This window comes from Pseudomonas sp. CLCA07, from assembly GCF_053615335.1.
Window position 1 is genome coordinate 3,688,045 of record NZ_CM132131.1, and the last position, 14,649, is coordinate 3,702,693.

At 56.9% G+C, this 14,649-nt stretch carries 12 protein-coding genes; 9 read left to right on the forward strand and 3 right to left on the reverse strand.

The window, feature by feature from the left end:
* Positions 1 to 35: 35 nt before the first annotated feature.
* Genes asd through ACWGZX_RS17015 form a run of 3 tightly spaced genes read right to left on the reverse strand, consistent with a single transcriptional unit; the run spans position 36 to position 3,317 of the window.
* Entirely contained in the window at positions 36 to 896 is an 861-nt protein-coding gene (asd, locus tag ACWGZX_RS17005) for an archaetidylserine decarboxylase (RefSeq protein WP_027922000.1), read from the reverse strand.
* An 18-nt stretch (positions 897 to 914) separates the two neighbouring features.
* On the reverse strand, positions 915 to 1,730 hold the full coding sequence (locus ACWGZX_RS17010; protein ID WP_452624697.1) for a rhodanese-like domain-containing protein: 816 nt from the start codon (positions 1,728 to 1,730) through the stop codon (positions 915 to 917).
* 42 nt (positions 1,731 to 1,772) lie between these two features.
* On the reverse strand, positions 1,773 to 3,317 hold the full coding sequence (locus tag ACWGZX_RS17015) for an HDOD domain-containing protein (RefSeq protein WP_452624698.1): 1,545 nt from the start codon (positions 3,315 to 3,317) through the stop codon (positions 1,773 to 1,775).
* Positions 3,318 to 3,483: 166 nt separating this feature from the next.
* On the opposite strand from ACWGZX_RS17015, the gene motA reads away from it, so the two are divergent.
* The 9 genes from motA to ACWGZX_RS17060 all read left to right on the forward strand — a co-directional run bounded on the left by motA (position 3,484) and on the right by ACWGZX_RS17060 (position 14,413).
* Positions 3,484 to 4,335 (forward strand): flagellar motor stator protein MotA, encoded by an 852-nt coding sequence (motA, locus tag ACWGZX_RS17020; RefSeq protein ID WP_223520138.1) that lies wholly within the window; start codon positions 3,484 to 3,486, stop codon positions 4,333 to 4,335.
* Between the two features lie 162 nt (positions 4,336 to 4,497).
* Positions 4,498 to 5,532, forward strand: a complete 1,035-nt coding sequence (gene motB / locus ACWGZX_RS17025; RefSeq protein ID WP_452624699.1) for a flagellar motor protein MotB — start codon at positions 4,498 to 4,500, stop codon at positions 5,530 to 5,532.
* 288 nt (positions 5,533 to 5,820) lie between these two features.
* Positions 5,821 to 7,914: a type VI secretion system tip protein TssI/VgrG gene (gene tssI / locus ACWGZX_RS17030; RefSeq protein WP_452624700.1), complete on the forward strand. Its 2,094-nt coding sequence runs from the start codon at positions 5,821 to 5,823 to the stop codon at positions 7,912 to 7,914.
* Positions 7,911 to 8,477: a DUF4123 domain-containing protein gene (locus ACWGZX_RS17035; RefSeq protein ID WP_452624701.1), complete on the forward strand. Its 567-nt coding sequence runs from the start codon at positions 7,911 to 7,913 to the stop codon at positions 8,475 to 8,477. Before tssI ends, ACWGZX_RS17035 begins: the two co-directional genes overlap by 4 nt.
* Positions 8,474 to 11,167 (forward strand): toxin VasX, encoded by a 2,694-nt coding sequence (locus ACWGZX_RS17040; RefSeq protein ID WP_452624702.1) that lies wholly within the window; start codon positions 8,474 to 8,476, stop codon positions 11,165 to 11,167. The genes ACWGZX_RS17035 and ACWGZX_RS17040 overlap by 4 nt, the downstream gene beginning before the upstream one ends.
* On the forward strand, positions 11,164 to 12,099 hold the full coding sequence (locus tag ACWGZX_RS17045; RefSeq protein WP_452624703.1) for a hypothetical protein: 936 nt from the start codon (positions 11,164 to 11,166) through the stop codon (positions 12,097 to 12,099). Before ACWGZX_RS17040 ends, ACWGZX_RS17045 begins: the two co-directional genes overlap by 4 nt.
* Positions 12,100 to 12,267: 168 nt before the next feature.
* Positions 12,268 to 12,537 carry a hypothetical protein gene (locus ACWGZX_RS17050; RefSeq protein WP_452624704.1) on the forward strand — a complete coding sequence of 90 codons (270 nt, stop codon included), beginning with the start codon at positions 12,268 to 12,270 and terminating at the stop codon, positions 12,535 to 12,537.
* Between the two features lie 253 nt (positions 12,538 to 12,790).
* Entirely contained in the window at positions 12,791 to 13,771 is a 981-nt protein-coding gene (locus tag ACWGZX_RS17055; protein WP_452624705.1) for an ImmA/IrrE family metallo-endopeptidase, read from the forward strand.
* Entirely contained in the window at positions 13,772 to 14,413 is a 642-nt protein-coding gene (locus ACWGZX_RS17060; RefSeq protein WP_452624706.1) for a hypothetical protein, read from the forward strand.
* Positions 14,414 to 14,649: the final 236 nt, after the last annotated feature.

The following is a 14,649-nucleotide window of genomic DNA, read 5'->3' on the forward strand; positions in this document are numbered from 1 at the left end:
CTCGCCACAGGTTAAAGTGATTCTGGGTCAGCGGATCAGGCCTTTGGCAGGCCCATGCCCTGGCCCATCTGCACCGGCGAACCGGCCGCCAGTTCTTCGGCCCATTTCACCTGGTCTGGCCCGAACAGCACGACAGCGGTCGAACCCAGTTTGAAGCGACCCAATTCCGCACCTTTCTCCAGGTGGATCGGCGCGCGGGCGGCTTCGTCGTAGCGGAAGGTTTTCAGCTCGCGTTTCGGCGGCGTGACCAGCCCGGCCCAGACGGTTTCGATCGACGCAACGATCATCGCGCCTACCAGCACCACGGCCATCGGCCCGCGCTCAGTGTCGAAAATGCATGCCACACGCTCGTTACGAGCGAACAGCTCCGGAACGTTTTCGGCGGTGGTCTGGTTGACCGAGAAGATTCGGCCCGGGATGTAGACCATCTCACGCAGGGTGCCGGCCAGCGGCATGTGCACGCGGTGGTAGTCCTTCGGCGACAAGTAAATTGTAGCGAAATCACCCCCCATGAACGGTGCGGCGTTGGCCGCGTCGCCGCCCAGCAACTCCAGCACGCTGAAGCTGTGGCCCTTGGCCTGGAACACGCGACCGTGTTCGATTGGGCCGAGCTGGCTGACTGCGCCGTCGGCCGGGCTGAGAATGGCGCCCGGAGTTTCGTCGAGCGGGCGAGCGCCGTCTTTCAAGGCGCGGGTGAAGAACGCATTGAAGTGCTCGTAGGCGGTCAGGTCTTCGACCAGGGCCTGGGACATGTCCACCTGATAACGCTTGGCGAACCAGGCGGTAAAGGCGTTTTTGAACCAGCGCACGCGGCATTCGGCAATGCAGCCGGCCAGTCGCGAGAGCAAGTGATGAGGCAACAGGTATTGGCTGAGGATAAACAGACGCTTATTCATTAACTGTCCTTAAAAACCTTAAATCTCTACGGGCGTGTCGGGATGGTTGCCCCATTCGCCCCAGGAACCGGCATAGCCTTTGACCCGCGGATAACCGAGGGATTTGGCCACCAGATAGGTGAAGCCAGAACGGTGGTGAGTCTGGCAGTGGGTAATCACTTCTTTGTCTTTGCTGATGCCGAGCTGTTCGAGGATCTGCGGCATGTCCGTGCGGATGCGCAAGTTGCGCGCCTGATCCATGCCTGCGGTCCATTCGAAATTGACGGCGCCGGGAATGTGCCCGCCCTTGGCCGCCAGCACTTTCTCGCCGGAGTACTCCAGCGGCCCGCGTGCGTCCCAGATCGCCAGGTCGGCGGCGCCGAGACGGCTTTGCAGGTATTCGCGGGTAGCGGTGGGTTCGTCGTGCAGCGTCAATGCCACCGGGCCGCCAACGGGGGGCGGGATTTGGATCGACATGGGCATGCCTTCTGCCAGCCAGGCTGGCAGGCCACCGTCGATATAGTGGTACTTACGGTGACCGATGACGTCCAGAAGCCAGATAAAACGCCCGGCCCAGCCGCCGCCTTCGTCGTCATACACCACGTACACCGCGTCGGGATTGTGTCCCAGCTCACCGAACAACGCTTCGAGTGACGCTTTCGGTGGCATCAGCCCCGGCGCAGGCGCCTGGCCGAGTTGCGTGCGTTTCGGATCGACAAAGCGCGCGCCGGGAAGATGCCCTTCGGCGTAACGGGCACTGCTGGTCAGGTCCACCAGAATCAGATCGCGGGACTCAAGGCGAGGGAGCAAGTCGCTCGGCTCGATCACCAGCGGCAAGCCAGAGAAGTCAGACATGTGAGGTCTCCAGAGCACAAAAGGGAAGATTGTAGCGCAGCGTCATTGGCCGCGGTGGCTAAAGGTGTGCAGGGATTTCTCGATGCACTGCGCGGTTTTACCGAAGGCTTGCACGGTGATTTCCGAGAACGGTCCGCCGCCCTGATCCGCCACCACCACCATGATCACCCGACCATTATTGATCAGCGAGCGCAGCAAAAGGTGTTCGCCACGGAACTGCGCGCGCAGGCTGGGAGGCAACAAGGCCGAAAACTGGGCGTTGTTGGCCGGTGTCAGGCGCACCTGCGCTTGTTGCGAGAGCAAACGTTGCAGCACGTTGCTTTGGTTCACCACGAAATTCAGCCCGGCCGTTTCTTTCGGCAATCCGGCAATCTGATGCACCCGCAGATTGGCGTGCGTGCGGTCAGCCATCAAGATCATCACTCGGCGCATGCCGCACGCGACCAGAGCGTCCCGGGCGGAGGTGGTCAAGTGCATGGCGTTGGTGAAGGGGCTTGGCTCCACCAGCAACTCGGCGCATTGGCTGCGCCACTTCGCCAGGTCTTCGGTGGTCGGCGCCGGTGCTGGTAGCAGCCCGGCGTGGACACGGTTCATGCCAGGCGGCCAGAGCAGCGATACAGCGGGGTGCCACAGTTCCGGCATGGCATGCAGCCGGGCGCTGTTGGCCGCCTGTTGGTGCAATTGCTGCTGCACCTCGGCCATGGGCATTTGCAGGTAAAGGCTGGTCAGGTATTGCCAGCGCGCGCTGTGAGGGCTGTCCCACGCCTGTTGTGCCGACAGCGCCAGGCCGTTGGCCAATAGCACGGTATTGGCCGGCTGATTGAGCCAGCGACGCAGAGTCGGATCGTCATCGAGGCGGTTTTGCTGGCGCAAGGGATGATCGCTGTCGCGGGCGATGCGCAGGACTTTGACCAGCTCGCGCTGCTCGGTCAGCAGCAGGCGATAACCCTGTTCCACCCAGATCGGCAGGCGCCAGAGGCTCACCAGGGTCTGGCAAATATCCAGCAGGCGCACACCAAACAACTGCTTTTCGACGTTGCGTGCCGATTCGCCTTTATGGATGACCCGCAGCTCCCACTCTTCAAGCAATTGCGGATGGGTCAGCGCCATGGGCCACAGTGGCGAGAGAAACAGCAGGCTGCCCCAGTGAATGTCCTGCCACAGCCGCGCCAGGCGACTGGCAAAAAAACCATTGGCCTGTTGCGTCGCGTGCTGGCTGATCAACTGCAACTGCAACTGGCGCAACGCAATCGGGATCTGTGACAGGGGCTCTACGGGCAGGCGGGCGAGCAGTTCTTCGGTGCGCTTCAAACCGAGGCGATTGATCGCTACTTCAAGGTTTTCCGCAGGCTCGGTCATGCTGCCATGGGTGTGGCGATTGGCTTCACGAATGATGCTCAAGGCCAGGGCCGGGCTGTCTTGCATGAGCTCTGCGATATCGCGAAGCGAGCTGCGGTTATCGGCGATGGCCTTGCAGACACGGTCATGGCTGACTTGCGGAACCGGCAGGCGCACGCCATCGAGAAGCTTGACCCAGCCTTCAAGCGTGGTCGGTTTTTGAGTTGCAATGTTCGTTTGGTTAGCCATGGTTGGACGCAATCATCGTCTGCCTTACCTATGCCCGGAGTAGGCTAAATTAGCTTTTCGCTTGAACGGGCTATAGTCTGGCGCAGTTTTGCCGATAAGGAGAAGTAGAGATTTTTCAACTTCCGAATATGACCTTGAACCCGACTCAGTAAGTGTTTTCCTACCTATGGCTAAAATTCTCGGCATCATCGTCGTATTCGCAAGCGTGCTTGGCGGATACGTGCTCTCCCACGGCAAGATTGCCGCCCTTATTCAGCCTTTCGAGGTGATGATTATCGGTGGTGCGGCCCTGGGCGCATTCCTGCAGGCCAACCCTGGCCATATGGTCAAGCACGTTCTGAAGAAAGCCTTCGGGATGTTCAGTTCGCGTTTCAACCACACCTTCTACCTTGAAGTGCTGGGGTTGATTTACGAGATCCTCAACAAAAGCCGCCGCGAAGGCATGATGGCCATCGAAGGCGACATCGAAGATGCCGCGGCGAGCCCGATCTTCGCCAAGTACCCGGCGGTGCTCAAAGATGAACGCATGACCGCGTACATCTGCGATTACCTGCGCATCATGTCCTCCGGCAACATGGCACCCCATGAGCTCGAAGGCCTGTTCGACATGGAACTGACCAGCCTCAAGGAAGATCTGGATCACCCTTCCCACGCGGTAAACGGCATCGCTGACGCCATGCCGGGTTTCGGTATCGTCGCGGCGGTACTGGGTATCGTGGTGACCATGGCCTCCCTGGGTGATAGCGATCAAAAAATGATCGGCGTGCACGTCGGTGCGGCACTGGTAGGTACCTTCTTCGGTATTCTCGCCGCGTACGGATTCTTTGGCCCGCTGGCCCATGCTCTGGCCCACGATGCCAAGGAAGAGCTGAACGTCTACGAAGCCATCAAGGCGTCGCTGGTGGCCTCGGCGTCCGGCATGCCACCATCGCTGGCCGTGGAATTCGGTCGCAAGGTTCTGTACCCGGCGCACCGTCCTAGCTTCGCTGAGCTGGAACAAGCGGTTCGCGGTCGATAGTGCTCTGTTTTGCAAATACGTTCCTTTTTTGGCGAGTGACTGTTGTTGCCAGACAAGGCGCCGCGACGAGTCATAGCTCGCTATGGCGAGGAGCGGCAACGCCGTATGGCGACAACAGGCACCGTCAAAAAGGAACAGTATTTGTGAGACAGAGCACTCTGTATGGAAAATAACCAGCCGATCATCATCAAGCGCGTCAAGAAATACGCGGGCGGGCATCACGGCGGTTCCTGGAAAATCGCTTTCGCGGACTTCGCGACGGCGATGATGGCGTTCTTCCTGGTGCTGTGGCTGCTGTCCACCGCAACACCGGAACAGAAAATCCTCATCGCCGGTTACTTCAAAGACCCGGTCGGCTTTACCGAAAGTGGCACGCCGTACATCATCGATCTGGGCGGCTCGCCGACCCTGGCGCCAGAGAAAACCCTCAACCCCGAAGTGAAGTCGCAGCCGCAGCCAGACCGCGTCACCATCGACACCGAACAGGTCGAAGGCTTGGCCGAGCAGGTTGAGAAAGAGCGCCTGGAGTTGTTGCTGCAAGAGTTGCAGAACAAGGTCGATGAAAATCCGCAGTTGCAGAAATTCAAGGACCAGATCCTGTTCGAGATCACTCAAGACGGTTTGCGCATCCAGATCATGGACGCCGAAAACCGCCCGATGTTTGATTCCGGCAGTGCGCGTCTGAAGCCGTATTTCGAAGACATCCTGCTGGCCATGGCCGACACCATCAAAGCGGTGCCGAACAAGATCAGCATCAGCGGCCACACCGATGCCAAACCGTACTCGGGCACCGGTGACTTCGGCAACTGGGAACTCTCGGCCAACCGTGCCAACGCTGCTCGCCGTGCGCTGGTCGCCGGCAGTTACCCGGATCAACAGGTGGCGCGGGTGGTCGGTTATGCCTCGTCGGCGCTGTTCGACCGTGAGCACCCGTTCAATCCGGTCAACCGCCGGATCGACATTGTGGTGCTGACCAAGAAAGCCCAGCGTGCCATCGAAGGTTCGCAAGGTGCAGAACCCGCGCCAGAGCCGGCGCCAACACCAGGGCAGGGCGGTCCGGGCGAAGTGCCGACCAAGCCAGTCGATCCGAACGCATTGCCGGCGGATAAAGAACCGCTGCCGGCCCATGAGCTTCGCGAACGTTTGAACATCTTCGAAAACCCGGCACCGAAACCGGGTGAGCCACCGAAACAGTGACCATGCTACCGATCATTTTCGTGGCGTCACGAAAATGATCGGGATCAGAAAAGCAGTACAAAAAAGCCGACAGTGATGTCGGCTTTTTTGTGCCTGTCGTTTGTGAGGGAGATTGTCGGCCATTCTCCCGCGTCGATCTGAGGTCGGGAAAGATCTTACGCGTTTTGTGGAGTTGTCCGGCATCAATTCATTGCCCCCCGTTGGTACCGTGCGCGCCCATTTCGCGTGCACAGACCATGGACGGTTTGGACATCGCGCTTCATTTCCTCTTTGCTTAAGGATAAGCGTATGTTCGGTTTGGCCAACACGGCGCATTTCGCGCTGCACATCCCCACGGTTCGCAACGATTTCAAAGTCCTCGCCTTCGACGGTGTCGAAGCCATCAGCGCCTTGTACGCGATCCAGGTCGAGTTGGTCAGCGAAAACCCGGATGTCGATCTCGAGAGCCTGCTCAGCCAGCCCGCCTTTCTAGAGTTCGGTCATCACGGCGAAGGTCTTCATGGCCGCATCGAAGGCGTGCTCGTCGGTGAGTCCGGCAAACGCCTGACCCGCTATCAACTGACCTTGGTGCCCGCGCTGCACTATCTGCAGTTCAGCTACGACCAACGGATTTTCCAGCACCTGACCGTGCCGCAAATCATTGCTCAGGTGCTCAAAGGTCACGGCATTCAGGCCGATGCGTTTACCTTCCATGTCAGTACCAGCCCCGAGCGCGAGTACTGCACGCAATATGGGGAAAGTGATTACGAACTGGTCCAGCGTCTGTGCGCCGAAGACGGCATCGCGTGGCATTACCAGCATTCGCCGCAAGGCCATGTGCTGGTGTTCACCGATGACCAGACCTGGTTTCCCAAACTGGGCGAAACCGCTTATCAACAAGACTCCGGCATGGTGGCGGACCAACCGGTCGTCAGCCAGTTCTCGATGCGTTTCAGCACCCGCACCAGCACGACCACGCGCCGGCACTACGACTTCCAACGCCCGAATCTTCTGCTGGAAAACCGCTTCACGGCCGAGTTCACTCCTGAGCTTGAAGACTACCGTTACCGGGCTTTGATCGATAACGAACAGCGCGGCAAACAGCTCGTGCGCCAGGCCCTGGAGCGGCACCGTGCCGATTACCAGTTGATCGAGGGTCGGAGCGATCAGCCGAGCCTGCGCAGTGGGCACTTTTTTGACCTGACCGATCACCCCCGCAAAGCCTGCAACGACTTGTGGCTGTTGCTCAGCGTGACGCACTGCGGAAAACAGCCTCAGTCACTGGAAGAGGCCATCACCAGCGACGTCCAACCCGCAGACGGCTTTACCCAAGGCTATCGCAACCGCTTCAGCGTCCTGCCATGGGACGTGATTTACCGGCCGCCGATGCGCTCACGCAAAACGCTGCTGGTGAGCCAGACCGCCCGCGTCACCGGACCTGCCGGCGAAGAGATCTACTGTGATGAATATGGTCGCGTGAAGGTCGAACTGCCGTGGGACCGGGCCGAACTCAACAGTGAAAAAAGCAGTTGCTGGCTGCGCGTCTCGACGCACTGGGCGGGTCCACATTTCGGCGCGATGACGATTCCGCGTGTCGGCATGGAAGTCGTCGTCACCTTTCTGGACGGCGATCCCGATCATCCGTTCATTACCGGGTGCGCGCCGAACAAGGTCAATGCGGTGCCATACCCCTTGCCCGAAAACAAAACCAAAACCGTCTTGCGCAGCCAAAGCTCCCCGTACAGCGGTGGTTACAACGAACTGTCGCTCGAAGACCGCGCCGGGCAGGAGAAGATTTACCTGCGCGCCCAACGCGACCTCGAACAACTGATCCTCAACGACAGCGATACCAACATTGGTAACGACCGCCGCGAACAGATCACCCGTGACAGCCACAGCCTGATCAGCAACGACCGCTTCGAACAGGTCGACCACCATAGCGCCAGCCTGATCAAGGGCGACGAGTTGCACACCACCGAAGGTGCGCGCAACACCGTGATCGGCGGCAATGAATTGATCACCATCAGCGGCAACAGCAGCACGACGGCAGAGGGCACGCTGGTAATTCAGGCAGGGCCTCACGCTCATGTCACCGCCAGCCATGTGGTGATCAAGGGCGATTCGAGCTTGACGCTTGAGTGTGGCGGTCAGCACATCGTGATCAACGCCGCCGGCATTTTCAGCAGCGTGGCCATTGTTCAGGGTGGGGCGCCGGTGGCCGGTGTGTCAGCGCAATCGGCGCTGTCAGCGAATCCCCTTGCAGCCGAAGTCTTGGTCATTAACACCCTTCCCAGCGAAACCCTGCTCAAACAAAACATCGTGTTTCGTGAAGCCAGCACGGGGATTTGTCCGGTGTGTGATGCCGCTCAAGAGACTCAGGACGCCGAGGAGGCTCAAGCATGACCGCCGAAACTATGGAAAAGGGCCTGCTTTTACTGGATGGCGCTCAGTATGACGACGCTATCGATTGGCTTGGCGAACACTACGGCCCGGACACTCCCCAATCGCTGTTCAAAGGTACGGCGTACGAACCGATTGCCAGGGCGGGGCCATTTTTACTGAATGCCTCATTGGGTACTGTCGCCTATACCGCGTGGTGGGGCGGTAGGGATTTGCAGCGAGGAGTGTGGTTGGCCACTTCTAAAAGTGCCCAACAACTGCTTCCGGTTCTGCAACGTCGCTTGCGTATTTTTGATCAACAGCAACGGGAGTTCTGGTTACGTCTGGCCGATGGTGCCGCACTGAACCGTGCCTGGATGGCAGGCGCGCAGTGGCCGGCGGGTTTCTGGTGTGGCGTTGATAGCGTCTGGTTATGGCATTCGGATTCGGCGGTGTGCGCTTGGAAAAACGAAAGGGCTGAATACGACTTGGCGCCGGCCAATAACGGGGTGACCGCACAAATCACCCTGCCCGAGGCGCTTTTGCAGGCCCTCAGCCTGCCAGCCTGCATGGAGCACAATGCATGAGCACCCCCGATCCCGCGCGCTTCGGAACCTGCCCGATTTTCGCCGCCGTTTTGCCACTTCGATATGCCCTCGGTCCAACAACCGCTGTCGATACCAGTGCCTATGATTTGCCTGCGCTGGAGGGCAACTTTCCCGAACTCGGGCCCCGTCATCCTGACTTGAGCCAACACTCGCTGAATTACACCTGCCGCTTACTGCGCGATGGTTGGTTGTACGTCTGGGAAAGCAACCCGCCCAGGTTGGTGGAGTATCAAGTCGAAGTGGCTCAGTTCAAGCAAACGCCCCGTGCTGGCAAGGTCATTGATGATCGGGTCAAACCTCACTTGGTGTTGAGAGCGGGCGATCCTGCCGGATTGGTTTGGTCGCCCATTCGTTGGAGTGAACCGCAGTATCTGGCCGCCAAAACGGACCCTGCCGTGCGCCAACGCATCATGCGCAGTTTTGTGCCGGGAGTTGCACCGTTCAGTGGCAAGGTCGACACCCTCGCCGAGCAGATTGGCGAATACACCGATGCGACACGCTATGGCTGGAGCGGTCAGCCTGAAACGGAGCACGCACCCGACTGGCTGAGCGTACTCAAGCAGATGGCACGTTGTGAACAACAGGCTTACGCCGACATTGATGATGCTTGGGGCGTACTGCTCGACCTTGCCGCGTTGATGCGCGCTCGCAAGGCTGGGTTTGACAGTTATCAGGAACATCACGCTGAAAAGTGGGCGATGGCCAGTGTCCTCAAGTCATTGAGCGAAGGCGACCGGCAACTGAGTGCACAACTGCCGTCTATCACTCGCTATGACGAACTCCAGCGGGCATGGAAAGATCAAGACATCCAGAATGATCGGTACACCGCCGATATGCGTCGCCTGGCCCAACTCTGGGTGGCGTGGTTCAACACCCAGCATGTCACTGGTCCGTCGAGTTTGGACACGGCTTGTGGTCATTTCGACATTACCCAACCGATTGCCCGTGAGGCATTGGAACTGCATTTTGCTGAAGCCTGCCTCGGACCGGCCAGCACCAGTGTCGGGGCCGAGGCCATTACCCTCAGTCTGGATGGTGACAGGGCCGGTAAGCCATGGTTGCTTTGGGCGTTGCTTGGGTTGCCGTTACGGCTGGGTGTTGGAGAAATCAAATACCTTGTGGACTTCAGTGATGTGGCCCGCGATAACCAGGCTGCTGTGCAAGATGGCGCCAGCAAACTCGCCAGAGCGTTCGGTTATGCCGATGCGCTGAACAAAACCGCCGACAAACTGAAGCAACACAAGCCTGCAACCAGTCTCGAAGCGCTATTTCTGGCCATCGCCCCCGTCGCGGCGCTGCAATTGCATCAGGCGGACAACGCCGCTAGCAACGTCGGGCGGGTGTACATGGCGGCAGCCCTTGCCCGCAGCGACCAACGTATCCTCACCTCCGGCGTCACGCCACGCCAAATGGGCGAGTGGTACAGCGATTTGATGGGGACACGCCAGACATTGCCTGCTGCTTTGAACGTTGCACCGGTGGCCAGCGGGGTGGCTGACGGTATCCCCTTCATGCATTTAGTGCCGGCCAACACCAAGCTACCGCCGTTGCCGGTGAATCTGGTGGTAGGTATTGAATTGGGCAGCGTGTTTGATTTGAAAAGTGCGCTGAGCAAGGCGCCGATCAAGTCGATTGTGACGCTGGTTGCTGGGGTTAACTTTGTTTGGTCAATGAATCAGCTGTCTGACGAGCAAACCTTCAAAACCAGATTTAGTGCAGCTGGGGCTGCGTTTGGCATTGGTGCGGCGGGCGCAGCGGTCGTTCAGCGAGTTGCAGAGGTTAACTGGGCTTCGGCTGTGCGCCATAGCGGAAGCACGTCAATTTCATCTCGTCTGCTTTTGGCCAGAGCGTTAGGCCGAGCAGCCACTGCTGCACTGGCACAAGGTGCTTTCCTTGCCTTTGACGTCGTACTTTATGGGATAGACGCCTTCGAGGCGTACCAAGCGGGTGACTTCGACACTATGTCTGCCAACCTGGCAGTAGTCGGTGCTTCGCTGGCCAGTATCAAGCTCCATGTCGAGGCTTTTCGTGCATTGCGAATCGCTCGGGCTGCGGTGTTAGCTGGGAATGCAGCGACGATTGCTCAGGGACTAAATGCAGTGCCGCACCTGGGAGTCAAGTTGCTGGGGCTGACGGTTGTGATTGTAGGTGGGGTCATTGCCCGTCTACACACTGCGGACTCGCGGCTGGAGAAGTGGGTGAAAAACAGCCACTTTGGTATCCGTCCGGACGACACTTGGTCCAACAGCTATGCCCTGTCCATGGAGAATCTGTACCCCATTTTGTTCCCCATCAGTTTTGATGCCCGCCGGCTGGCAGAAATGCACCCCTACCAAGGCCAAGTCACCTCCACCTATCTGATGCTGAATCTCCCCGGAGAGAATGTGCCGTTGACAGACGCCATGATTCACTTCAAGGGACAGGAAGTCTGGGGCGATACACTCGGCTACCACTCCGAACGGATTAAAAAGGTCGAATGGACCGGCAAGGACTTTGCTCTCCATAGCGGCACCCGCATTCCTGTACCAGCTGGCACCACGCCTTACCGTCGTGTGTACCATGAGGATGGTGTGAGGGACCTGCAGCGTATCGAGGGTGAGTTGATCTATTCCCCGCAAGAAGGACTGATGCTGCCAGCGGTCAAAATCATGGAACGAGCTTGGATATGAATACACCAGAACAATCGCACTTCAGTGCTACACCTACGGCAATTCTTGAAGCGAACAAGCCTACGGGTGAACAGCCGATGGAATTGTTCATTACCGATGATCACACCGAGCACTACTTGGCTTTACAAGCAGGTGGCGACTCTGATCGAGGACAGCTTACTGGCGTATTGGGTGGAATAGGTGGCTGCGCATCGGTGGGGCTTACTTTGATGCTGGCGGTGCAAGGTGTTTTCGATTTCTACATGCTTGCTCTTGGGATTTCATTATTTCTGGTGCCGTTCTTGTGGGAAACCCTACGCCCGTTACCTTTGCCCATTCTGTTCAACCGCCGCACCCGCGAAGTGTATTTCGATCACGAAGGCGAGTTGTTCCACGCCCCGTGGGATGGCATCTCTGCTGTAGCCAATGAGTTTCAACTGGTCGGCACCCAAATCGGGGGCATGCAAAACGCTTCATTGGAAATTAGGGTGTGGAAATTTGAAGAGCCGGAAACGGCTCTGATGATCAGCCTCGGTGCGCCCTTTGGGAAATCACTGGCAATGCAAAAAGGCTTTTGGGAGTACATCCGTTCTTATATGAACAATGGCCCTTATTTCGACGAACAGGGCAATCACAGTGAGTCCGATGCATTCGTAAAAAGCCAGTTAGCCGTGCGATTCAAAATGAGTGATAGCTTCAAGCACACACTGGCTCGGTTAAAACAGGCGAAAAAGGAGGCGGGCGGCAAGAATTACTTAGGCGCCAGTGATGTTGCAGTGCTGATACTCGAGCCAATGTTTTACCCCCAGGATCGAATCCAGGAATTCACCTACAGCCTCGCCAAGCGCCGCTCCCGCAACTTGTGGCCGAAAGTTGTCACTGAACGCCTGAAAGCCAATGGCCCCATCACACGGCTTGTCGATCTTGAATGCGAGCAAAAAGACAGTGTCTGAAGGGGGGGGCGTTGGTAACGGCTGTAGGAACGATCTGAATTTTCGCGCTGGGGTTCTCCCTCGTGCAAGCATCAGCCTATAGTTCCGCCGTCGCTGCCAACCTGGTGACCGATCTTAGCCGGTCGAAACAAAGATGAAACCTCACGAAATTATCTGGAATTTTGACCCATGGCTAAGTACCACCCGCTCCAAGGCAACTTCAGCGTCGGCCCGACGCTGTACATAGACACAGAAGCCCGCGCTTCTGATCTTCTTGAAACCGCCGTTCACCGAATCAAAGCCGGCCGGAATCTGCTCAACAGCGTCACCTGCCTGTGCGTCAAAGACGCCGAAGGTCACGATCTGGAGCATTTCGCCAATGCTGCACATATATTGATTCAGGATGGCTGTGACGCCTTGGACGCCTTGGGTTGGAGGCTGGAAAAAGCCGCACGATGAAGACCAGAAAGCCGCGGTATTCACGGCTTTTTTTGAGCTGTGGAAACCGGCTAAATGAGGGGGCGGAGCCACTAGAACCTGTGTTCCTGGAGGGCGCTGGCTGACCCCGACAAGCAGCACGGTCTGCTTCTCTGCATAACTTGCAACTGCTACAAAGAATCTATACTGTCCCGTGAGTTTTGCGGTAAGACATGATGTCTACTGCTTGAGAGCTACCCATTTCATGTGATGCCATTCTAGGGAGGAGGGATCTATGACCACAATTCAGAACCTTTACTCCGCCTTAGACAAGCAGGGCATCTCGAAAAGAAAGCTCGCACTTCTGCTGCCTGACTGGTGGACAGATGAGGTAGAGGCTTCACCGTCAGGTGTGCAACAAGCCAAGGTTTATTTGGCCAAAGCACTGAGTCTGCGTATGCGTCCTTTCAGTGAGACGCCTCCCCGGATTGAATTCGACTTACCGGCAGATAAACGATTCAAAATGTCTGCCAAAACCTCTGAAGCAGATGTGAATCTTGCGGTTGCTTTGGCTCGCAGCGCCTCGCGTCTCGCGCTTTCTGCACTCGATACTCAATTCGCTCCGCCTCCACCGGACGCGCTGGCGATTCGCGAGCACTTGCTTTTGTCGGGGGCTCCCTGGGTGGGCTTGTCTGCGTTGCTCGATTATTGTTGGAGCATTGGCATCCCAGTCATCCACTTGGCTACGCCTCTACTCGGCCGAAAAATGGATGGCATCGCCATGGCGATTAATGGCCGGCCATCGATCGTCCTTTCCAACAATCGAAAAAGTGGTTTCTTGCTTTTCCATTTGGCACATGAACTTGGGCATATTGCCTTGGGGCATGTGGGCGCAAATGGAACGATTGTTGATGATGAAATCAAAAAAGATGATGATCTAGGCAAAGATACCGATGAGCTTGCAGCGGACCAGTTTGCTATCCAGTTACTGACTGGCAATGCTCACGGCAATCTAACGCTTCAGCAGTTGATCAAAGCACCTGTGCTGGCACGTCAAGCTGTACAGTATGGGAAAGACCATAAGATCGATCCTACACATATCGTTTTAAATTGCGCCCATAACAACAAACGACTTTTCCCTTTGTGTGTCTCTGCGGCAAATCTTATTGCTGGAGAAAGCACAGATCAGTCGCTGGTATCAGACTTTGTTTTTCGGCAGCTGCATGGAAACCTAAAGCACGACAGCGAGCATTTGCTGCGGAAGCTTATCGCATAAATGATTCTCCTCACCGACAACGACATATTAGTAAAACTTGCTCAATGTGACTTGATTGATGAGGCTTTGGCGGTTTTTCAGTGCGGACTTGGTGATTGCTACGTTTTAGATAGTGCCAAGCATTCTCTCTACTTAAATGACGCTGATAAATGCGTGTCAAGGCGTGTCGGTAGCTACCAGTCCTACGATCGACTTTGTAATCTCGTCCAGTCATGCCGTGTGCTTGGAGCTGCCGATGAAGATTTTGACTTCATGGATGAATTGCTTCAAATCGACAGCATCGACGATGGTGAGCTTTTGCTGTTGATGCATGCTTTTTCCCTCTATAAAAATCAACAGCCTTACTCATTTACTACAGGCGACAAGCGTGCGCTCGTTGGTATTTTGATGTCGGGGTCAGATAGGGCCAAGCAAATACTTTTCCAGCGAGTGGAGTGTGTGGAGTCAATTGTTTTGAAAGCAATTCAAATATACGGTTTCACGCATATCAGTACGAAACTGATACAGGCACAGGCTCTCGTTGCTGCAGAAAAGTATGACAAGGTTCTGAGAATGGCTTTCGGTGTGGGGCGTGATGAGCATCACTCTAATATCTGTCTTTCTCAATATCTCGCACCCGTCGGTCAGTTCATCAAGCCCTGACATGTCTGCGAACTCGACAGTCCGCCAGAAGGTTAGATATTGAGAGGACCTGTTCGATGCATGTAATTAATCAGTCAAAAGAATAGCAGTAGGCTAGAGGGCTTTTCTTCGGCATTACCTGACTGCTAAGAGGGTTTGAATATATGCACTTGGGCGCCACAACGTTCGCGGACCGGGTACCGAAACCGGCGGAACCACCGAAGCAGTGACCCACAAAAAAGCCGCGAAATGATCGC

Excerpts from the sequence above, each read along its gene's own strand:
- ACWGZX_RS17035 (WP_452624701.1), top strand. The coding sequence starts at position 7,911 with ATGACCGCCGAAACTATGGAAAAGGGCCTGCTTTTACTGGATGGCGCT.
- ACWGZX_RS17040 (WP_452624702.1), top strand. The coding sequence starts at position 8,474 with ATGAGCACCCCCGATCCCGCGCGCTTCGGAACCTGCCCGATTTTCGCC.
- ACWGZX_RS17015 (WP_452624698.1), bottom strand. The coding sequence starts at position 3,317 with ATGGCTAACCAAACGAACATTGCAACTCAAAAACCGACCACGCTTGAA.
- motB (WP_452624699.1), top strand. The coding sequence starts at position 4,498 with ATGGAAAATAACCAGCCGATCATCATCAAGCGCGTCAAGAAATACGCG.
- tssI (WP_452624700.1), top strand. The coding sequence starts at position 5,821 with ATGTTCGGTTTGGCCAACACGGCGCATTTCGCGCTGCACATCCCCACG.
- asd (WP_027922000.1), bottom strand. The coding sequence starts at position 896 with ATGAATAAGCGTCTGTTTATCCTCAGCCAATACCTGTTGCCTCATCAC.
- ACWGZX_RS17060 (WP_452624706.1), top strand. The coding sequence starts at position 13,772 with ATGATTCTCCTCACCGACAACGACATATTAGTAAAACTTGCTCAATGT.
- ACWGZX_RS17050 (WP_452624704.1), top strand. The coding sequence starts at position 12,268 with ATGGCTAAGTACCACCCGCTCCAAGGCAACTTCAGCGTCGGCCCGACG.
- ACWGZX_RS17010 (WP_452624697.1), bottom strand. The coding sequence starts at position 1,730 with ATGTCTGACTTCTCTGGCTTGCCGCTGGTGATCGAGCCGAGCGACTTG.
- motA (WP_223520138.1), top strand. The coding sequence starts at position 3,484 with ATGGCTAAAATTCTCGGCATCATCGTCGTATTCGCAAGCGTGCTTGGC.
- ACWGZX_RS17055 (WP_452624705.1), top strand. The coding sequence starts at position 12,791 with ATGACCACAATTCAGAACCTTTACTCCGCCTTAGACAAGCAGGGCATC.
- ACWGZX_RS17045 (WP_452624703.1), top strand. The coding sequence starts at position 11,164 with ATGAATACACCAGAACAATCGCACTTCAGTGCTACACCTACGGCAATT.